At 61.3% G+C, this 19,943-nt stretch carries 15 protein-coding genes, 1 tRNA gene and 1 pseudogene; 2 read left to right on the top strand and 15 right to left on the bottom strand.

What is annotated here, in order from left to right:
• Nucleotides 1-341 precede the first annotated feature (341 nt).
• From GYH34_RS18220 to GYH34_RS18175, 10 genes are all read right to left on the bottom strand, one after another.
• On the bottom strand, nt 342-734 hold the full coding sequence (locus tag GYH34_RS18220; protein ID WP_161914784.1) for a hypothetical protein: 393 nt from the start codon (nt 732-734) through the stop codon (nt 342-344).
• Nucleotides 731-2,050, bottom strand: coding sequence for a DegT/DnrJ/EryC1/StrS family aminotransferase (locus GYH34_RS18215; protein WP_161914783.1), 1,320 nt, complete (start codon nt 2,048-2,050; stop codon nt 731-733). The genes GYH34_RS18220 and GYH34_RS18215 overlap by 4 nt, the downstream gene beginning before the upstream one ends.
• Nucleotides 2,040-3,089, bottom strand: a complete 1,050-nt coding sequence (locus GYH34_RS18210) for a Gfo/Idh/MocA family oxidoreductase (RefSeq protein ID WP_161914782.1) — start codon at nt 3,087-3,089, stop codon at nt 2,040-2,042. The genes GYH34_RS18215 and GYH34_RS18210 overlap by 11 nt, the downstream gene beginning before the upstream one ends.
• Entirely contained in the window at nt 3,086-4,111 is a 1,026-nt protein-coding gene (gene pseI / locus GYH34_RS18205) for a pseudaminic acid synthase (RefSeq protein WP_161915087.1), read from the bottom strand. Before pseI ends, GYH34_RS18210 begins: the two co-directional genes overlap by 4 nt.
• A gap of 39 nt (nt 4,112-4,150) precedes the next feature.
• The gene (pseG, locus tag GYH34_RS18200) at nt 4,151-5,686 is read right to left on the bottom strand and encodes a UDP-2,4-diacetamido-2,4,6-trideoxy-beta-L-altropyranose hydrolase (protein ID WP_256367022.1); all 1,536 of its coding nucleotides are present in this window, start codon (nt 5,684-5,686) and stop codon (nt 4,151-4,153) included.
• The gene (gene pseF / locus GYH34_RS18195; RefSeq protein ID WP_161914780.1) at nt 5,599-6,294 is read right to left on the bottom strand and encodes a pseudaminic acid cytidylyltransferase; all 696 of its coding nucleotides are present in this window, start codon (nt 6,292-6,294) and stop codon (nt 5,599-5,601) included. Before pseF ends, pseG begins: the two co-directional genes overlap by 88 nt.
• Nucleotides 6,291-7,448 carry a UDP-4-amino-4,6-dideoxy-N-acetyl-beta-L-altrosamine transaminase gene (gene pseC / locus GYH34_RS18190; protein WP_161914779.1) on the bottom strand — a complete coding sequence of 386 codons (1,158 nt, stop codon included), beginning with the start codon at nt 7,446-7,448 and terminating at the stop codon, nt 6,291-6,293. The genes pseF and pseC overlap by 4 nt, the downstream gene beginning before the upstream one ends.
• Before the next feature lie 3 nt (nt 7,449-7,451).
• Complete coding sequence (gene pseB, locus GYH34_RS18185; RefSeq protein ID WP_161914778.1) at nt 7,452-8,456, bottom strand: UDP-N-acetylglucosamine 4,6-dehydratase (inverting); 1,005 nt, start codon at nt 8,454-8,456, stop codon at nt 7,452-7,454.
• A 40-nt stretch (nt 8,457-8,496) separates the two neighbouring features.
• Nucleotides 8,497-9,219, bottom strand: a complete 723-nt coding sequence (locus GYH34_RS18180) for a phytanoyl-CoA dioxygenase family protein (protein WP_161914777.1) — start codon at nt 9,217-9,219, stop codon at nt 8,497-8,499.
• A gap of 184 nt (nt 9,220-9,403) precedes the next feature.
• Nucleotides 9,404-10,723 (bottom strand): UDP-N-acetylglucosamine 4,6-dehydratase, encoded by a 1,320-nt coding sequence (locus GYH34_RS18175; protein ID WP_244635201.1) that lies wholly within the window; start codon nt 10,721-10,723, stop codon nt 9,404-9,406.
• Nucleotides 10,724-11,554: 831 nt separating this feature from the next.
• Here GYH34_RS18175 and GYH34_RS18170 point away from each other — a divergent pair.
• Nucleotides 11,555-12,063 (top strand): annotated as a pseudogene (locus GYH34_RS18170) (IS3 family transposase); the annotation flags it as partial.
• Between the two features lie 104 nt (nt 12,064-12,167).
• Here GYH34_RS18170 and GYH34_RS18165 read toward each other — a convergent pair.
• Together GYH34_RS18165 and GYH34_RS18160 are read right to left on the bottom strand one after the other, a co-directional pair.
• Entirely contained in the window at nt 12,168-12,323 is a 156-nt protein-coding gene (locus tag GYH34_RS18165) for a hypothetical protein (RefSeq protein ID WP_161914776.1), read from the bottom strand.
• 333 nt (nt 12,324-12,656) lie between these two features.
• A tRNA-Gln gene (locus GYH34_RS18160) sits at nt 12,657-12,730 on the bottom strand.
• A 342-nt stretch (nt 12,731-13,072) separates the two neighbouring features.
• On the opposite strand from GYH34_RS18160, the gene GYH34_RS18155 reads away from it, so the two are divergent.
• Complete coding sequence (locus GYH34_RS18155; protein ID WP_244635200.1) at nt 13,073-14,149, top strand: Ppx/GppA phosphatase family protein; 1,077 nt, start codon at nt 13,073-13,075, stop codon at nt 14,147-14,149.
• 68 nt (nt 14,150-14,217) lie between these two features.
• Here GYH34_RS18155 and GYH34_RS18150 read toward each other — a convergent pair whose 3' ends face one another.
• The 3 genes from GYH34_RS18150 to GYH34_RS18140 form a co-directional block, all read right to left on the bottom strand.
• Nucleotides 14,218-15,858 carry a porin gene (locus GYH34_RS18150; RefSeq protein ID WP_161914775.1) on the bottom strand — a complete coding sequence of 547 codons (1,641 nt, stop codon included), beginning with the start codon at nt 15,856-15,858 and terminating at the stop codon, nt 14,218-14,220.
• Nucleotides 15,859-16,130: 272 nt separating this feature from the next.
• Nucleotides 16,131-17,795: a porin gene (locus GYH34_RS18145; RefSeq protein WP_244635199.1), complete on the bottom strand. Its 1,665-nt coding sequence runs from the start codon at nt 17,793-17,795 to the stop codon at nt 16,131-16,133.
• A gap of 213 nt (nt 17,796-18,008) precedes the next feature.
• The gene (locus GYH34_RS18140) at nt 18,009-19,670 is read right to left on the bottom strand and encodes a porin (protein WP_161914774.1); all 1,662 of its coding nucleotides are present in this window, start codon (nt 19,668-19,670) and stop codon (nt 18,009-18,011) included.
• Nucleotides 19,671-19,943 lie beyond the last annotated feature (273 nt).

The following is a 19,943-nucleotide window of genomic DNA, read 5'->3' as shown; positions in this document are numbered from 1 at the left end:
CGGTCGATCACGTCGAATACGCTCTCGTTCCCGCACGGATGCGTCAGAGCGCTCAAAGTATCCTCGTCGAAAACCTCGTCCTCCGCTTGCTCACGGATGACGACCTTACAGCCGAGGGCTCGAGAGTCCCTGCCACTCCGGAAAAGATCGAGATACAGCGCGAATACAAGGTTGCGGTGCGAGGCTTCGCGCCCAAAGGCGGGCTCCCCTCGATTCGTATTGGATGCGCGTGAATTCCGACGCGATCCGGCCGGGATTTCGATTTGATCCCGGCCACATTCCGATGTGAAGCCGGCCATCGGGCGGCTCTTCGGATCCTCTTTTCGTCTGCTGGCCGCAGGTCAGCAGCTGCGGCATTCCGCTTCGTTGCGATCGACGCGGAGAACGGGATGCCGGCGAAGAGAGAACGTCACGATGCGGCAAACTCGGCAGATGCTGCGGCTCGCCCATGACGGTGTGAGCGCGCGCTCGCCGATATCTAGGCGGCGATCGTCGGAAGTTGCGGGGCAGTCGACAAGAAACACGTCCCGCGGCGCCTCGTCGACTTCGAATACCGCTTCAATCGACGATACGATCTCGGCGACATGATCTCGAACCTCGCCGTTATCGCGACAACAACAGCACTGATGCCCTATCGCTCTTTCAAGTCGGCTGATTTTCAGGCACAAGGAGGACAGCGGTTGCCGAAGCTCATCAGCGATATAAAATTCCGCGCTGAAATCGCGCTCGATCAAAAATCTGCCACTGGAATCGAGCGGTCACCCAAATTCGGGCATAGCTCCTCGCCCATCGCTTTCCACACCTTTCGAAACGCCTCGATCACGAGTTGGACATCCTCGGTCGGAAGCTCGTGCATGCACAGATTGAGCCCCAAAAAAGTCTTTCCGTGCAGTTTCTCCGCCACCGGACAAAGGCCCGGACCATAGTGGATATCATTCGAGCAATAGGAGGAATTCCAAGGGAACCCCTTAGAGCCGTAAGCGATCTTGTTGCGGAAGAGGGGAAGAAGATGGAGGTTCTGATAGCCTTCGAAGACCGGCGCGCCTTCCGCGCGCAGCGCCGCGGCGATTGCCTGACGCGACACACCGAGGCAGTCGACATCCAATGTGACGCCGTAGACGTAATAGACATGGGTCGCTCCCCCGGCGACGTTCGGCGTCGTCAATCCCGGAAGACCTGTAAGACCGTCGTTCAGCTCTCGTGCGATGCGCTGACGACTCTCGATACGCCGCTGGAGCTTCGAGAGCTGAATTGAAGCGATCGCGGCTTCGATCTCGCCCATACGAAAGTTGAACCCCAGCATATTGGCGAGTTCTCGCGGGTCGTCAGTATCGACCACCGCTTCCGCATGGTTGCGGATGAGACGCAGGCGATGCGCCAGCCTGTCGTCATTTGTCACCAGCACGCCGCCCTCGCCGCAATGGATATGCTTGTGATAATTCAAGCTGAAGCCACCGATATCTGCAAGCGTTCCTGCATAGGAGTCTCCTACTCGGGCGCCGGGAGCTTGCGCGGTGTCGCTCAAAAGCGTGAGTTGATACTCGTCCGCCAACTTTCGAAGCGCCGCCATATTGGCCGATTGCCCGAAGATGTCGACCGCCATGATCGCTCTCGTCCGGGAGTTGATCAGCCTTTCGACGTTCCGCGGGCAAATGTTGAACGTCTGCGGATCGATGTCCGCGAAGACAGGAATACCATTCCAGTGCAGAATTGCTGTGGCGGTAGCGGCCATCGTCCATGGCGTCGTGATCACCTCGTCGCCAGGCTCCAAGCCGATCGCGCCAACCGCGGCGATCAGACCCGAGGTCCAGGAGTTCACAGCAATCGCATGCTCGACTCCGAAATGGCGAGCTGCTTCCGTTTCGAACCGTCGGACATTGGGGCCGCCCAAGAAGCCGGGACCTGATGCGCCGATGTAAGCGGACAAGACGCCGCCACGGACAACGTCGCAAACCACCGCCACTTCCTCTTCACCGATGCTTTCGAAGCGCGCCAGAGGCCGATCGATCACCGGCGCGCCGCCATGGATCGCCAGAACTCTACTCCGCATGACCTCTCACCTCGCGGCATGCGTTCGCGGCGTAGGACGAAGTGGCGGCGTCCAGAAGGATTTGGCAAACGCGCTGCGCCTCTAGCGCTTGCTCCCCTGAGCCGCCGATCGCTCGCCCCTCCACGAGATGGAAATAAATGTCCGACACGGCCCGGGACATCGCCCTCGGATACAAACCCTCGCGCTCCGACGACTCGCCCAGCGACGTGTAACCTTTGAACTGCTTGCTCGCCTCGATCTCGCGAATACGCCAAGCCATCCCCCCGGACTCCATGCGCACGACACCCTTCTCGCAGACGACCTCCAACTCGAAAAACGCGTAATCCCGAGCGTCGGCGGGGCTGAGATAGACCGGCGTGCCGCCGTTCTCTGTGACGAGCAATGCGGCGAACGTCGGATCGTCAATCCAATGGTCATAGCGAACGCCAGCTGTCGCTATCAGCTCCATCGGCCCGACCAGCATGAGAAGCAGGTCGACGAGATGCCCGCCGTTATTCATTATTCCCTTGTTATAGTGGCCGACGACAGATCGAATCGCTCCCCAACGGCCCTGACGTAGCTCTTTCGCCAAAGCGCCGACAGCGGGATCCCAACGGCGAGTGTGGTTGACCACGAGAGTGACGCTACGGTCACGGCACGCTCGTATCCAACGGCTCGACACCCCTTCGCTCGACGTCAATGGCTTCTCGCAAAAGATCAGCCGTGGCTCGAGTCGCAGAGCTGCCTCGATATGCTCCTGGTGCAGGGCTGTCGGCGAGCAAATGCTGACGACGTCGAACGCTCCCGGCTCGTCAGGCAAATCGGCCATGGATGTCGCTGAGAACGGAACGCGCCAATAATCGGCGAACTGGGCAAGACGACGCCGGTCTGGATCGATGCACGCCTCGATCCGAAAACCGGCATGGCGGGCATAGGCGCCGGCATGGGTCAACGGCGCAGCATCAGCGCCGCGAGTCATGTCGAACCCGCCGGCGATGTTGCCACACCCGACAATGAGCACTCGCAACGGCTTTTCGCCCGAATTCTCATCGGCGATCATCGCAACAGCGTCCACGACAATGGCGTGCCGCGCTCGACATCCGTGACCAGGACCGCGCCGAGCACTTCTTCGAGATGTTCTGGCGCCAATCCGAAGCCAGGACGTATAGCCCGCACATTTTCTCGCGTGAGGCGCTCCCCCGCTCTGAGATCCTTAGCGATATAGAGAGACCGGCGAAATTGAAGCGATTGCTGCTCCGCCTCCGTCGCGCCGTAATGAACCCGGCCAATCGCGCGCCAAGCGCGTTCTGTCTCGATCACAAGCCGATGAAGCTCGTCGGGCTCCAAGGAGAAGGCGCTGTCGACTCCACCATCGGAGCGCGCCAGCGTGAAGTGCTTTTCGATCACAGTCGCGCCGAACGCCACACTTGCAACGCTGACCCCTGTTCCCATCGTGTGATCCGACAACCCGACCTGACATTCGAATAATTGTCGCATGTGTGGGATCGTCGAAATGTTCGAATTGTCCGCCGTCGCTGGATAGGTGCTCGTGCATTTGAGAAGCACGAGATTTTCGCAACCAGCTTCTCGGGCGGCGGAAACAGACTTCGCTAGCTCGCCGACAGACGCCATCCCCGTCGAAATGATCAACGGCTTCCCCGTAGCCGCGACGCGCCTGATTAGCGCGATGTCGGTATTCTCGAAAGATGCGATCTTGTAACAAGCGGAATTCAAGGTTTCCAAAAATTCGACCGCCGTGGCGTCGAACGGCGTGCTGAACGGGATCATTCCCAGCTCCCGCGCCCGCGCGAAGAGCGGAGCATGCCATTCCCATGGCGTCTGCGCCTCGTCATAGAGCCGATAGAGCTGCGCGCCGGCCCAGAGGCTATTCGCGTCCTCGATCACGAACCCCGGCTTGTCGCAGTCCAAGGTCATGGTGTCGGCAGTGTAGGTCTGCAGCTTCAGCGCATGGGCGCCCGCCTTGGCGGCTGCCTCGACCAATGTCAGCGCCCTGTCGAGCGAATGATTATGGTTGCCGGACATTTCGGCGACGATGAGCGGCGGATAATCCGGTCCGACCATGCGCCCGGATATCGTGAAGTTAAGGAATGCCGACAACGTTCAAATCCTCTTTTCGAAAAATCGCATCCGAGGTTCATATTCCGCGCGGCCAAACAAGCCCTCTGATGCGCGATTGCCCTCGTTTACCCAGGCCTCGATTCGCTCTACCTCGGGTATCCGTTGTGCGAGATGCCGCTCTCCAGCACGAAGAATTGCGAGGCCGAGACCGCGCCCCTTCTGCTCTGGATCGACGAATATCGACACTTCGGCCTTCGACTCCTGTAGGTCGAAACGTATCGCCCCGATGGGGCGACCTTCGCATTCGCCTATCAGCAGCATACGTCGAGAATCCGCTAAGACGCGGCGCATCCACGCGCAATGTTCATCATAGGAAAACAAAGCAGCATCACGAGACGCCTGCCGAACCGCTTCGTCCGTTCTCCATCCGTAGATCGATCTCGCGTCTTCCATTCTAGCCGCGCGGACGATCACTGTCGGCGGACACAATATCGTCGCCAATCGATCGACACCGCGCGCGTCTACAATGTCATACCCACGTCGCGACATGGCCTCCAGCATCGTCGGGCGGCGGACGAATAGACGAATATCTTCCGCCAATTGCTCGGCGGTGGGAATCGACTCTACTCCGAGCAGAAAACCCGCTCGGGCGCCCTCTCGGACAACTTCTCGCTGGTTGTCAGCCACACAGATTGCTATAGATGGCAGCCCGACCGAACAGCGCTCCCAGGCGCTCTGTCCGCCGGCGCCGATCGCCAGATCGGCCGCGACCATCAATTCAGCGATATTGCTCACCTGCACGTGAAGACGCGAGCGCGCGCGAGCCGAGCACCATTTGCGAATGCGCGCTGACGCCGGATGTATCGCGCCGACCACGACATCGACATGCACGCCGGAAATATTCGCCTGATCGATGGCCTCCAGAGCGACCGAGGTGACATCGTCCCGATCCATTCCGCCGAGCGACACCAATATCCTTCCAACACCTCTATCACGGAAAGACGCAACCGATCGTCCCTCGCGGAACTCCGGTCGCAACAAGGCATAGCGCGGACCGAGCAAGGCGATTGCGCCCGAAGCCAATCGCCCCTCATACCGAGCCTGCGCCTCGAGATAGAAATTCTGATCGAGCAGCAGATCGGACTCATGGACACGGCCTATATCATCGATCGCCAGAACCCGGGCATATGACCGCGCCACGCGCTCCCATGCCGCCCCTAAGCCGTAATGATCCAGTATGATCAGATCCGCGGTGTCGATTCCGCGAAGAGTCTCCTCTACATCGGTGACCTCGCTCATACACGATGAGCGCGACAGAGAGATCGACCGATGCCTACCCGCCTCCAGTCTCCGCTGCAGGAAGGCTGGCAGGTCGCGGCTAACGAACACTGTCTCCACTCCCGCCGCTGCCAAACGGTCGGCCAGACAGAGACACCGCATTACATGGCCCGATCCGATATCGACAGAGGCGTCCGCTCGAAAGATCGCTCTCAAAGAAGGCGCCTCTCCACCAAGACGGAGTACAGCAGTTCCGCGCGCTCCCAATCTGCAGGGGTGTCGATATCGACGACCCGCCACTCGGGTAGAATGAGAGCACGGCCATTCTTGTGAATATCGAGCCCGGCTTCCCATGCCGACGCTCGGCCCCAGTAAAACTGGCCGGCGTCGAAGTAAGCGAGCTCGAGATCCTGGGTCCGCGCACCGGAATGTTCTGGAAAGAATGGTGTCACCATTCCATTTTCCGACCGCCGAAGCGCGCGCTGAATCGGTGAAGGAAAGCTCGCGACCGGAAACACATAGGCGCTCGATCCATCCTCCAACAATGCACAGCCGGAACGAATGTCCTCGGCCACGACGAAAGGCGCGCTGGGATACACACAGCATACATCGCCGACGTCCCACCCCATCTCCTTGCAGGCGCCGATCGCATGCGCGATCACCGGAACGGTCGGCGAGTGGTCGTCCGCTAGTTGCGCAGGACGCGCAAAGGGTGTCTCGGCCCCGAAATCGCGCGCGGTAGCGGCGATCTCGGCATCGTCCGTCGAGACGATGATCTTATCGAAGACCCCACTTCGACGGGCCGCCATGATGGCGTATGCGATCATCGGGTGGCCATGGAACGCCTTGACGTTCTTGCGCGGGATTCGCTTGCTGCCGCCGCGGGCGGGTATGACGGCGATTCTCATCGACGCAAAGCTTCGATCAGAACGGAGATCACGTGATCCTGATCCGCCTCGCTCATATCCGCATAGATAGGGAGGCTGATGGCCCGGCTATAGTAGCGCTCCGCCTGCGGAAAATCGCCGACTTCGAAGCCGAGAGCTTCATAATACGGCTGCGTGTGAATGGGAATGTAATGCACGTTCACCCCAACCCCCTCCGCCCGCAAGCGCTCGAACAGCTCCATTCGTCCGATCGGAGCGTGATCCTCCATCTGGACCACATAGAGATGAAGCGCCGAATAGCTATCGGGGTGGCGCCATGGCAGCACCAGAGGCAGGCCTCTCAGAGCCTCGTCATAGCGGGCCGCGAGAGCATGCCGAGCAACTACAAAGCGAACCAGCTCCTCGAGCTGCGATAGCCCCAGCGCCGCCTGCATCTCGGTCATGCGATAGTTGAAGCCCAGCCCGATCTGTTCGTAGCGCCAAGCCCCACCACCTGGACGAACCATGCGATCGGGATCGCGCGTGACGCCGTGACTACGCAGCTCGATGGCCCGCGCCGCGAGCGCGGCGTCGTTCGTGACGATCATGCCGCCCTCGCCAGATGTGATGATCTTCACCGGGTGGAAACTGAAAACGGCAATATCGCTGTGCGCGCAAGCCCCTACGGGACTACCTCGCCACGAACCGCCAATGGCGTGGGATGCGTCTTCGATCACCCGAAAGCCGAACTCTCCCGCCAACTCGCCGATCGCGTCCATGTCGCACGACTGCCCAGAAAAATGAACAGGCGCCACGATCTTCGGCAGGCGACCGGCCGACCGCGCCGTCTCCAATTTCCGTCGGAGTTCCCGAGGGCACATATTATACGTTCGCGGATCGATATCCACGAAGTCCACGCGCGCTCCGCAGTAGAGCCCGCAGTTGGACGATGCGACGAAACTGTTCGGGCTGGTCCACAGAGCGTCGCCGGCGCCGAGACCGAGGACCAAGCACGCGAGATGCAGCGCCGAAGTCGCACTGTTGACGGCCACGGCATGCTTTGCGCCGACATGTGCGGCGACGGCTCGCTCGAATGCGGGAACCCTCGGCCCCTGCGTCAAGAAGTCCGAACGCAGGACATCGACAACGGCCTGAATATCCTTCTCCGAGACAGACTGGCGTCCATAAGGAATCACGTCTCAAACCTCGAGATATAGCTTCTCGCGCATCAAGCGACGCAACTGCTCTACCGACAAGAAATCCTTGTTCGTGCCGCTGTTGTATGCGAAGCCGGCTGGCGTCGGAATGCCGCCCTCTTCTCTCGCGTAGCGCTCCACAGACACCTCGCCCGCGGAAGAGAGAATGGCGTAATATGGGCCGAGATCCACTGTATTGAAGCTATCGCTCACCGTTATCATCTCCTCGTGAATCTTCTCGCCCGGACGGACTCCGACCACCGGATGCTCACAATCCGGCCCGATCGCGTCGGCCAGGTCAGTGATCCGATAGCTCGGTATCTTCGGAACGAAAATCTCTCCCCCTCGGGCATGCTCCAGAGCCCACAGCACCATTTCGACGCCGCTTTGAAGGCTGATGTTGAAACGAGTCATCCGCGGATCAGTGATCGGAAGCACCCCGGACTTGCGGCGCTCCATGAAGAACGGAATCACCGAGCCTCGTGATCCCATGACGTTTCCATAGCGCACGACGGAAAAGCGAACGTTGCGCTTGCCTTTGATGTTGTTCGCCGCTGTGAACAGCTTGTCTGAGCACAGCTTCGTCGCTCCATAGAGATTGATCGGCGCGGCCGCCTTGTCTGTCGACAAAGCGACGACCCTGGTGACATCGCAGTCGAGACACGCCTCGATGAGATTCTGCGCCCCTAGAATGTTGGTTTTGATGCACTCGAACGGATTGTACTCCGCTGCCGGCACTTGCTTCAGCGCAGCCGCGTGAATGACCACGTCGACGCCTTCCAGCGCACGCTTCAAACGACTGAGATCACGAACATCGCCGATGAAATATCGAATGGCGGGAAATTCGCTCAAAGAGAGCTCCTGCGCCATCTCGAATTGCTTGAGCTCATCGCGAGAGAAAATCACGAGTCTTTTGACGTACGGATGCTTCGTCAGGATCGTCCGAGCGAACTCCCTCCCGAACGAACCGGTTCCGCCGGTGATCAAAATATTCTTGCCGTTCAACATTTCAGGTCCTGACCTTGACGATCTCGTCGCTCGGAAATCTTTAGAAATACGCTATCGCCAGGTAGCGACGGCCCTCCCAGAGCGGAGCCGCGCGGTGGAGCAGAGCGGACGGATTGACAATCAACATCGAGCCCTGCTCGGCGATCACCGGCCTCGTAGGGAGTCCACTATCGATGATCTTTTGAATTCTTTCGTCCGAGATGCACTGATAGGGACGCTTCTTGGAAAGAAAGTGAGTAAACGGATTGAACAGCCACCAAGGCCTCGTCAACGCCAGGCGCTTCTTGAACCGACCATTCGTTCCTGGAATAAACTCGAACGGCCCGTTCTCGGGACCGATATCCCGTAGAAACAAGAATATTTTGTATTGATCGCTCCATGAATCGTAATGCCAGCGTCCCTTGACGAACTTTTCCCTGGCGGCGTCATCATCCAAAGCGATCGTCCGATCACGCATCGCCAAAATCCATTTCACAGCGTGGCGCTCGGAAAAGATCGAGCTCAGAATTTGAGCGCACTTGGATTTGAAATCCTCGACGATATCCGCGTATTGTTCAGCCGCATAAATTCGTTGCATGGACCCGAGCTGCCCGAGCTCGCATTCGCCTCCGGCTTCATCGAGATGGCGGTCTATGAACGAAACAATGTCTTCGCAATAGTCGCTAGGCAGGGCGTCCTCGATAAGCAGAAATCCGTTCTTCTCGAGCTCGCTCCGCTTCTCGCGCAGCACGCTCAGATCAAATCCCAGATCGGCATAGCTCATCGTCTTCTCCGATTGGCTCGAATTTCGTCTTCCGCCGCCAGTTCGAGAATTCGGCGACATGATCGTTCGAGCGCCATGCTCACGTCGCTCGGGCGACGAATCAGAAGCATAAGCGGCTCCCCGTGATCGACGAGGCGCGAGCTTCTTTCGCCGTTAGGTCGTTGGTGGAGTAGGCGCTCTCCGCCTACATTCGCGACTCGAGATATTTGCCGGTCTCGAGATGCCCGAATTCCGGAACAAGCGACTCGAACAATGCGACAATCGCCTTCTTGTCCCACGGCCCCGATCGTCGCATTGCTTCGATCCGTGACCAGAACTCGTCTAGCGATGCGCAGTCCTCCGTGTCGCGATTCTTGATCACCCCGATGCTTTCGAACCGGTCGAGGTCGAGCGTTTCGCTCTCGGTGTAGAATTCCTCGACATCCTTCTCCCCCGTCGTATTGCTGGAGAAGAAATAGCACGGCCAGCGCTTGGTAGCGATGAGCGCGGCCGCGCGCTCTCTCGCTTCGTGTTCGCTTTCGCAGACGTACGGCTCGAACCCCATGGCGCCGACATAGCGTATGGCGATATCCGAAAATGTCGTTAGCTTCAGATCGCTGCATTCCCTCGGGAAAAATATGTCTCGATTGTCGCCGAGCAGGCACGATAGCAAGCAGAGCTCTCCCGACTCTCGTGGCGTGATGAAATACCGTCGTACGTCATTCGGGGCGGAAATCGGCTGCTGCTTGGCGAAACGCTGATTGAACCCGTGCAGTAGCGAGCCGTCAGAGAATGCGACATTGGCAAATCGCGCCATAGAAATCGGGAGAGTTCGACTCTCTCGCATCAGATACATCTCCATGATACGTTTGCTCGCTCCCATCATGTTGGCGGGGTTGGCGGCCTTGTCGGTGGAGACGCAGAAGTAGCGTTTCGTCCCTCGTTCGCGAGCGATCCGCACGGTCTTTACCACATGACGGATATTCACGTCGATCAAGCGCATCAAAGTATATGGATCCTTCTCGCTCCGAACATGCTTCAGGGCGGAGAGGTTGAGAACATAATCGTAGCTGCCGCCGGCGGACATGAATTCTTCGAACTCGCGCCCACCGCAATCGATCGAGAAAGTTCGAAAGTCTCCATCGATATAGCCGAGCGTGCTGCGAAGGTCGCGCACGAGCTCGACCACATTGTTTTCGCTGATGTCGACGACATGGAGCGCTCGCGCGTTTCGTTTGAACAGCTCGCGCGTCACAGCCTGTCCGATCGACCCCGCGCCGCCGATGACGAGAAAGCGTCCGTCCGCGACGAGATCCCGCAAATGGTCTTCGCACGCGCGGATATCGCCGTCGAAGAGGTTTCTCGTTCGCCCGATGAGGCGCAGCACATCCATCGCTTCCCCCGTCTTCGATTCGTGACTGCATTCGACATGTCGTCCTCCCCCAACGTCGACATCTCCATACGAGCGTCGCCGCACGGCGGCCAGGGCTACGAACGCTTCGGATCGGAAGGCGAGCGCGCCCATGGGCGCATCGACTTGCTGTCTCGATGGACGAAGGGCGCTTTCGCAAGCCCACGGCGATCAGTTCGGAACCGCTGAGCGACTTCGTCGCATCCGATCGTGCGTCGTCCAACGCCTTCGTAAGCATGCCCCATTCGCGAATTCGAGGCGAATGATGCGCGAGCATATGAGGCGATCCGAGCGTGTCCGGCGCCACACTTCCCGGCCAGTGGGCCGCGTGAAGCCACAGCCACGCCTCGGGTTCGCTCGCTCATCGACTATCCTATTCGGACGTCCGCGATTGGCGCGCTATTCCCATTTTGCTGCGCCATCGTGTTCTCGGAGGCGCCATCCATCTCCCAGCGACGAACAGAAACCAGATCGATTGGGCGGGCGAGATGTTGCTGATCAAATCGCTCGCTCGTCGCTCAGGGCGCTCGTGTCTGGCGCGCCATTCGAGCCGTCGAAACTTTTTCTTTGCTTCCGGCGCGAGATGCTTCCAAGCTACCGCACAACGGGTGAGCATGGGCTCGATCCGTCGAGGAGGAGACGCGGCTGGCGTGGTGGTAAACTAGCCCGGCCTCGGATCGCACATCTATCCGGTAGTGCCCGTATCGATATACGCATGTGGATCGATCGATACGGCGCGACATTCGCTCGTCGTTTCGCTATGACTTTCGTGCGCATCCTTTTGGCGGATCGTGCAATTGCACACGCATAGAGCTGGCGCAGCAGTTCGATGTTCATCCCAACCAGATCACGACGTGGAAGGGCCAGATTCTCGAGGGCGCGGCGGGCGTCTTCGGTCGGGAAAAACCGGAAGCGAAGGAAGCGGCGGTCGATTTGAAGGCGCTCGTGAAGATCGAGCGGCCCAATCATGTCTGGGCGACGGACATCTCCTATATCCCGATGCGGCGCGGCCTCGTCTATCTCGCGGCGGTCGTCGACGTGGCGAGCCGGCGCGTGCTGGCGCATCGCGTATCGATCACGATGGAGGCGGAGTTTTGCGTCGAGGCGTTGAAAGAGGCGCTGGCAAAGCATGGCAGACCCGAAATCTTGAACACGGACCAGGGCAGCCAGTTCACCGGCCATGACTTCACGAGCGTGCTGCTCAAAGCGAAAATCGCCATCAGCACGGACGGCAAGGGCGCCTGGCGTGACAATGTGTTCGTCGAGAGGCTGTGGCGCAGCGTCAAATATGAGGAGGTGTATCTGCGCGCGCCTATGACAGCGTGTCCGAGGCGCGCGCGTCGATCGCCAAATATCTGGCCTTTTACAATCAGCGGCGCCCGCATTCGAGCCTCGACTCCCGCACGCCGGACGAGGCTTATTTCGGTTGTGGAGAGGCCGTGATGGCGGCATGATCGTCGCCGCGATTTTGCCGCGCCTCTGGTCGGGCTACGCCCTCCCGACGCCGAGCCAAAATCGCGAAAGCCCCGCGTTCGGCAAACCCCGGCAGTGATCCACCTTATTTCCGCGGGGCGCTGTCCAAATAGGCGAGGCCGGCTATGTCGGTCTCCCGCACGAATTCCGGCCCGAGCGCCGCGGCCGCGTCGGCGTCGAGATAGGAGGCGCCATGGGCGCCGAGACTGTTCTCGAGCGCCACCACCTGTGGTCGATCCAAATGCGCACGAGCCTTTCGGCCTCGGTCTCGACCGTAACGAGATCGAGCTCCTCCATCAGCCTCTCCACGCGCGTCCGCAGCATGCGCGCCCGCTTGATGGCGATTCGATAGACGGTCGTGCGCGGCCCCAGAACGATTTCCGTCCTACCGCAGAGAGAGGCGAGCCGCCCCGGGAGGGCGAAACGGAACTGATAGGCGGAGGCGCGTCGGCGAAGATTGCGGCCGCTCTTCATGGATTTTGGATCCCATTTTGGACCAATGTTTTGGACCGCGGGGCGCGCGAAAATGGCGCTCTTTCGCAAGAGCGTGGAATTCTAGAGATTTGGTAGAGTGTGGCTGGGGGACCTGGATTCGAACCAAGATTAACGGAGTCAGAGTCCGCTGTTCTACCGTTGAACTATCCCCCAACGGTCGCGCGGCGAAGCGGCGCGTCGCGGTGATCTAAAGAGAGGACGCGCCTCTGTCAACATGATCGGCGCGGTTCATGGCGTGACCGTGACCGGTTCCCACAATGGCGTCGCTCCCGCCGGCCGGCCTCGCTTGCCAGCGTGGCCCGTAAACGCGCTCCCGTAAACGCGCTCCTTGGCATTCGCGCCGGCCTTGCTACACTTCCCGCGATCGGCCATGAGAGTTCGTCGAGACAAAGATCGGCGGCGGGCGGAAAAGGCCGATCGGGAGGCGGGTTGAAAAAGCCGGAACATTGGGGCGGGGGCCTGGGCGGGGGCGAGGCGCCGCGCGCTGGAGCGGGGATGCGCGCATCCGTGGACGGCGCGGGCGATCCGGCCCGCCCTTGCGCGGCGGGCGCCTCCGCGCGGAACGCCCGCGCGCCCAGCGAGCGCCGCGACGATCATGTCTATGCGGCGCTCGATCTCGGCACCAATAATTGCCGGCTGCTGATCGCGCGGCCGGAGCAGCGCTCACGGCGCAAGACCGACCTGCTGCGCATCGTCGACGCCTTCTCCCGCATCGTGCGGCTCGGCGAGGGCATGGGCTCCTCGAGCCGTATCTGCGAGCAGGCGATCGACCGCACGCTGGAGGCGCTGGACGTCTGCCGAGAGAAAATGAGCGCCCGCGGCGTCTCCCGCGCGCGGCTCATCGCCACCCAGGCCTGCCGCGCGGCGGAGAATGGCGCAGAATTCGTCGAGCGCGTGCGCGAGCGCACCGGCCTGCTGCTCGAGGTCATCGATCGCGAGACCGAGGCGCGCCTCGCCGCGCGTGGTTGCGGCTCGCTCGCCGACCCGCGCGCGGAGAGCATATTGCTGTTCGACATAGGCGGCGGCTCCACCGAGCTGGTGTGGCTGACGCGCGACGCGCAGGGCTGCGAATTGCGCCATTGGACCTCGCTCGAGCTCGGAGTCGTCTCGCTGGCGGAGCGATTCGGCGGCAAGAGCGTGACGCCGGCCATTTACGAGGCGATGACGGCGCGCGCGCTCGAGGGGCTCGAAGCCTTCGCCGAGCGTACGGCGGCGGAGCGCCGCTGCGAGCGTTTCCATCTGCTCGGCACCTCCGGCACGGTGACGACGCTGGCCGGCGTGCATCTCGGCCTCGAGCGCTATGATCGCTGGCGCGTCGACGGGCTCTGGCTCTCGGACGAGGACGCCACGCGCGCCATCGATTCGTTGCGCGCCATGGATTTCGACCAGCGCGCCGCCAATGGCTGCATCGGCCCGCAGCGCGCCGATCTCGTGCTCGCCGGCTGCGCCATCTTCGAGGCGATTCGCCGCGTCTTCCCGGCCTCCCGCACGCGCATCGCCGATCGCGGCCTGCGCGAGGGCATGCTGCTCGAGATGATGGAGGCGGACGGCGTCTTCACGCGCGAGAGCTAGAGCGCTTGCGAGCGAAACGGGAACCGGTTCGCGTGAAGAAGACACGACCGAGCAAGGAGTTCTCGGCGTCAGAACGAGCGCTGCAGGCGCACGCGTCCCTCCACTGTCGCATTCGCGCCCTTCCAGGACGGCAGGCCCACCGACCACAGCGCTATGTCCGGCGCGAGGCCGACCGGCCGGCTGTGGTGATTGTCGCGCAGATACATCAGCTCGCCGCCGAGATCGAAATTCTTGATCGGCGTCCAGACGAGATTGGAGCCGACCCGATATTCGGTCGTGTTCACCGCGCCGACGCCGCCGCCGAAATCCGCTATGGCGCTCGGGCTGTAATAGAGCTCCATCACGGAGCCGTAGACGCCGGAGGAGAGCGTCGGCGTCCAATAATGCTTGAAGGCCGCCAGCCCCACCCAGCCGATCGATTTGTCGCAATGGGCGGCGGCGGTCCAAATGCAGTCGAAGCTCAGAAACTCCCAGCCATTGCTGGCTTTGACGCCGCCATTGCCATAGCCGTAGAAGGCGTTGCCATTCACCGGGCCGCCGTTGAAGCTGAGATTATTGCCCATCAGATAGCCGACGGCGCCGCGGGCGTAGGTCCCCTGCACCCATAGCTTGTCGCCCTCGGAAAAAATATCGGGGGCGAATTTGTCGAGATTGAACTGCCAGCCGAGCTGGAACGCATAGCCGTAATCCTCCTGCGAAACGACGGGGATGGCTGTGCCGAGCGGCAGTCCGGTGACGGGCGTCGCCACCGTGGCGTTGCGTGTGTAGGTGGATGTGCGCAGCTGATGCGCGGCGCCGGAGAGCTGCACGGCGCCCCAGGGCTGATCGATGCGGAAGGCGCCGACGATCTCGGGAATTTGCACGCCGTCCGGCACGCCGGTGAAGCGCGTTCCCCAGGCCGCCGCCGCGGCGTCCGCCGCCGCGCCCGAGAGGCCATAAACCGCGGCCACGTAATTGAAGGCGCCGATCGTCGAGCCGATGAAGCCGCGTCGCGAGACATTGTCCTCGAGCGAGAAGCTGAGCGAGGCGCCGTCGCGGAAACTATAGGTGTAGGCCAGCGCGCCGACGGTGGAGTTGGAGCCGCGCAGCGCCTCCCAATCGATATTGTCGGTGTAGAAATCGAAGAAAGACTGCACGCGGCCGGCGGTAATGCCGCCAAATTGCACAAAGGCCTTGTTGAGGATCGTCGTCTCGCGCGCCGTGGTGCGGAACACATTGCCGTTGGAGAAATTTGCGGCGCCGAAATATTGCGAGCCGCTGATCGAGCCGGTCGCCGCGCTGCTGTCCGAGCCGAATTGCGATTCGAGCCGAATGAAGGCGCGCATCGTGCCGTAGTCGGTCGGCGCGCGGGCGTCCATCTCGACCCGGCCGATGCCCACGAAGCCGCTATTGTCCCCGCTGCGTGGATTGGAATAGCCGAGGAGGGGAACATGCCCCGGTATGCCGAGCGGATTGGAGTTGACGCTCGGACCGAAGGCGAAAGGATTGTCGGTCGCGATGATGTTGCGCGACATGCGATAGGAGGTGCTCCACGAGCGCCATTCAGCGACGGCGGCCCCGCCGATGCGCAGGCAGGTGTTGTTGCCGGGGATATAGAAAAAGGCCGAGCCATATTGATCGCAGATGCGAACATATTCGACCGGCGCCGCCTGTCGTTTCGGAAGCTCTTCGGCGCGCACGGCGGCGATGCAAGAGGTTGTTATGGCCATTCCGACAAGAAATCGCTTCATAAATGGCATGTTTGCTGATCCGTCGAAGCAGCGATAAATCGAATTACGTATTTACACTTAGGTAAACGACTCGATTACCGACTATTCGCCGAATCGGCAGCATGAATATCTTAAATGATTACGACTGTTTCGGCATGTTTGAAAAGGGCGCCGCTGGACGATGATGCGTGAAACGACGACGGCCGCCCGATGAAGGGCGGCCGCAATGTCAGAGAGCGTTCTGTAGATCGTTCAGACCTCGAAGGTCTCGCTCACCAGAAGATCTGAGCTCTGGCGAGGAAGAGGCTGGGGTGGTCGCCATTGAGGAAGGGACGATCGGATGGCGCGACCAGCGTCAGCGTCTTGGTCCAATTGGCCTGGAAGCGCACGCCTTTGACCGGATACCAGTTGAGCGCCAGCGTCAGATTCTCCTGGCGCCCGCCGAGCGTCGCCGTGCTGGCCAGCGCCTTTTGCGCGGCGTTGCCGGCCACAGTCGCCGCATAGACGAAGCCGCCGTCGACGAGGCCGCCATTGTTGAGATTGAGCTCGCTGAAGCGGGCCGCGAACTCCCAGGCGCCCAGACCGCCCTTGTTCACCGGATTCTTGATCTGAATGTCGGTGAAGCTGCCGGGCGTGTTGAAGTCCTTGTCGTAGCCGCGATAGGAGGCGGCGCGGGACTCGCCGGTCAGAAATACGGAGCCGAAGACGTAATAGCCGCTGTAGCGCAGGCTGGTTCCGCCGCCATTGCCGTAGATGAGCACATTGGTGGCGTCGCGCTCATATTGGGCGGCGATATATTCGGCCTGCAATGAGACCGGGCCATAGGCGGCGGCGGCTTCGAAGCCGTAATTATAGGAGTATTTCAGGCAGCTCGAGCGCCGCGCGAAGGGCGCGCTGAGCAGGCCGACGCCGGTGGTCGCGATGTTGAGGCTGGCCGCCGAGGCGCCGCAGGAGAGGTCCTGCGCCGCGGAGACGCGGGTCAGCGCGCCGCCGCCTCCGAGCACGTCGGTCTCCTCGCGCTCGGAGGATTGGCCGGGGCGCAGATCGGCGGCGTCGGTCGCGGCGGTGGTGTTGTTGGGCTTGTGATATTTGAACGAGCCGCCGAGGTGCAGGAGCTTGTCCTCTTCCTGGATGGGCGCGTAGGTGGCGCGGACGGCGGCGTCCCAATATTGCGATTCGCCGGTGGGCGGAGAGGTCGACGTGTCCTGCGGGCTGGTCGAGAAGATGCCGGTCTTGATCGACCACTGCTTGTCGCCGGCCGCGATCGCCGCGCCGATGTGGCGGCTCGGCGAAAGGACGGAGGGCAGCGAGCGCTCGACAAAGACGAAATGCTTCGAGGATTCGATGGCCTCGAGGCTGAAGGGCTCCTTGAAGTTGCCGATCTGAATGGTCACTGGCTGCTTGGTGATCTCTTCGGGCAGGAACCTGTTGCGATAGGCGAGATAGAAGTCGCGAATGCCGGCCGCGCCCGAGCCGGTGAAATCATATTGGAGCTTGTAGTACCAATTCTTGAAGGCTTTGCCCTCGACCTCGAGACGGGCGCGGCGGAAGCCGACATTGGAGCGCGAGATGGTGTCGGCGGAGGAGGCGAAGCCGCCGTCGGCCTGGATCTGGCCGCCGAGCTTGAAGCTGAACTCCTGATCCTCGGTCTCGACGAAGAGGCCGTTGCGGAATGAGATGAAGACCGGCGGCGGCGCGCTCGTTCCCGGCGCGGCCTTGGCCGTGTTGAGCGCGTTCTTGACCTGAGCGTGATCCTTGCCCTGCTGGGCGACCTTGGCCTCGAGCCGCTTGAGCTCGGCTTTCAGCGCTTTGATCTCGCTCGCCGCGTCCGCCAGGGCGGAAGCCGGAAGTCCGAAAGTCGCTGCGAAGGCGGCGAGAGCGACGCCGCTCGAAAGCGGCCCCATTGTCCGTCCGCGCGATTTCTTATGCCCGTTCATCAGTGTCCCCATATCAGCTCCTAAGTGATATACATTAATCATAGACTATATGTGCTGACTAGGTTGATGATCGGCGAGGAACGCTTTCAGCGCAGGCTGTGGCGGAAATGTCACTTCATGAAATTTGGCTCTATAACGAAAAAGGCCGCCCCGAAGGGCGGCCTCTTCTCGATCTGACATCTCGCCGGCTCCGAAGAGATCCGGCCTCTTCTCTCACCAGAAAACCTGGGCGCGAGCGAGGAAGGTGCTCGGATGCTGGCCGTTGAGATAGGGCTTGTCGGAGGGAGCGACGAGCGTCATGGCGCGCGTCCAATTGGCCTGGAAGCGGACGCCCCTCACCGGATACCAGTTGAGCGCCAGAGTGAGGTTTTCCTCGCGGCCGCCGAGCGTCGCTGTGCTCGCCAGGGCCTTCTGCGCCGCATTGCCGGCGACAGCCGCCAGATAGGCGAAATTGCTGTCGACGAGACCGCCATTGTTCAGATTGAGCTCGCTGTAGCGCGCAGCGAACTCCCAGGCTCCGAGGCCGCCCTTGTTGAGCGGGTTCTTGATCGCCACGTCGCCGAACGTGCCGGGCGTGTTCCAGTCCTTGTCGTAGCCCTTATAGGAGGCCGCGCGGGACTCGCCGGTCAGGAAGACCGAGCCCTGGACATAATAGCCGCTGTAATTGAGGCTCGATCCGCCATTGTTGCCGAGCGCCAAGGCCGTCCCGGCATCACGCTCGTAATGAGCGCCGGAATATTCGCCCTGCAGCGAGAAGGGGCCGTAGGTGGCCGCCATTTCGAAGTTGTAGTTGTAGCTGGACTTCAGACAGCCGTTCTGCAGATAGCCGGGCGTCCACAGCAGGGCGACGCCGGAGGCCGCCTTGAAAGCGGGGCTGCAATTGAGCGCCTGCGCCGCCGGAACGACGATGTAGCGATTGTTGAGAATGTCGGTCTCGTCGCGCGAGCCGGTGCCCGGCAGCAGATTGTTCGGGTCTTGGGAGGCGGTCGAGTCGTTCGGCTTGTGGAACATGAACGAGCCGCCGAAATGCAGCAGCTTGTCTTCCTCGACGATCGGCGCATAGGTCGCGCGCGTCGTCAGGTCCCAATACTGATGTCCGGTCGCGGCCGGAGCCTGCGAGGAGTCCTGTCCGAAGCTGGTCGAGAACACGCCGGCCTGCACGCTCCAATGCTTGTCGCCGAGGCCGATCTTGGCGCCGACATGGCGGTCGGGAGCCAGGGCGCCGGGAAGCGCGCGCTCGATGAAGGTGATGTGCTTCGAGGAGGTCAGCGTCTCCATGCTGAACGGCTCGTACTGGCTGCCGATCTGGATGGTGACCGGCTGCTTGGTGATTTCCTCGGGGAGGAATTTGTCGCGATAGGCGAGGAACGCGTCGCGGATGCCGGTCACGCCGGTGCCGGTGAAGTCGTATTGGAACTTGTAATACCAGTTCTTATAGGCCTTGCCCTCGACCTCGAGGCGGGCGCGGCGGAAGCCGACATTGCTGCGCGAGCCAGAGGCGGAGGTATAGCTGGTGAAGCCGCCGTCGGCCTGGATGCGGCCGCCGATCTTGAAGTTGAAGTCCTTGTCTTCGGTTTCGACGAAGAGGCCGTTCTTGAAGCTGACGAACACCGGCGGCGGGGCGTTGCCGCCCGGCGCGGATTTGGCCGAGTTCAGCGCGTTCTTGACCTGATGGGTCGTCTTGGCCTGCTCCTCGAGCCGGTGCTCGAGCCGCTTCAGCTCGGCCTTGAGCGCCTTGATCTCGCTCGCCGTGTCGGCGACAGCCGCCGTGGGCGCGCCGAACGCTCCGAGGAGGGCGATGGCGGCCACGCCTCCCAGCAGCTTCGAAGGCGTCGCGCCCTTCGCGATCGTCTGGACGTTCGGTACCTGTGTCATGTCAGCCTCTTGAATTGCTTACCGCTATGGCAGCGCTAGAGGCGTTATGTGACACAATCATCACAAAAGATGGCGGCGCCGAATTGTGACGATGGTTTCTACCTAAGGTGTTGCCCAAATGCCACGCGCGACGGGGCGTGAGGCGGGGCCGCAACGTCTAGATAAATATTTGATGTTATTTTTATTATTGGAGCGTCGCCGGCTATGTCCGGCGACCGGTCTGGACGCCTCGACCGCGCCGCTTCATGCCGTAATGTCGTCGCGCCTCACAGC

Origin of the sequence: Methylosinus sp. C49, assembly GCF_009936375.1 — a bacterium.
Taxonomy (GTDB): Bacteria; Pseudomonadota; Alphaproteobacteria; order Rhizobiales; family Beijerinckiaceae; genus Methylosinus.
The sequence above is the reverse complement of the archived record's forward strand: the minus strand, read 5'-3'. Positions and strand labels throughout refer to the sequence as shown.

Excerpts from the sequence above, each read along its gene's own strand:
- GYH34_RS18140 (WP_161914774.1), bottom strand. The coding sequence starts at position 19,670 with ATGACACAGGTACCGAACGTCCAGACGATCGCGAAGGGCGCGACGCCT.
- pseB (WP_161914778.1), bottom strand. The coding sequence starts at position 8,456 with ATGTTGAACGGCAAGAATATTTTGATCACCGGCGGAACCGGTTCGTTC.
- GYH34_RS18180 (WP_161914777.1), bottom strand. The coding sequence starts at position 9,219 with ATGAGCTATGCCGATCTGGGATTTGATCTGAGCGTGCTGCGCGAGAAG.
- GYH34_RS18150 (WP_161914775.1), bottom strand. The coding sequence starts at position 15,858 with ATGGCCATAACAACCTCTTGCATCGCCGCCGTGCGCGCCGAAGAGCTT.
- pseF (WP_161914780.1), bottom strand. The coding sequence starts at position 6,294 with ATGAGAATCGCCGTCATACCCGCCCGCGGCGGCAGCAAGCGAATCCCG.
- GYH34_RS18155 (WP_244635200.1), top strand. The coding sequence starts at position 13,073 with ATGCGCGCATCCGTGGACGGCGCGGGCGATCCGGCCCGCCCTTGCGCG.
- pseI (WP_161915087.1), bottom strand. The coding sequence starts at position 4,111 with ATGGTCGGACCGGATTATCCGCCGCTCATCGTCGCCGAAATGTCCGGC.
- GYH34_RS18145 (WP_244635199.1), bottom strand. The coding sequence starts at position 17,795 with ATGAACGGGCATAAGAAATCGCGCGGACGGACAATGGGGCCGCTTTCG.
- GYH34_RS18210 (WP_161914782.1), bottom strand. The coding sequence starts at position 3,089 with ATGATCGCCGATGAGAATTCGGGCGAAAAGCCGTTGCGAGTGCTCATT.
- GYH34_RS18215 (WP_161914783.1), bottom strand. The coding sequence starts at position 2,050 with ATGCGGAGTAGAGTTCTGGCGATCCATGGCGGCGCGCCGGTGATCGAT.
- GYH34_RS18175 (WP_244635201.1), bottom strand. The coding sequence starts at position 10,723 with ATGGGCGCGCTCGCCTTCCGATCCGAAGCGTTCGTAGCCCTGGCCGCC.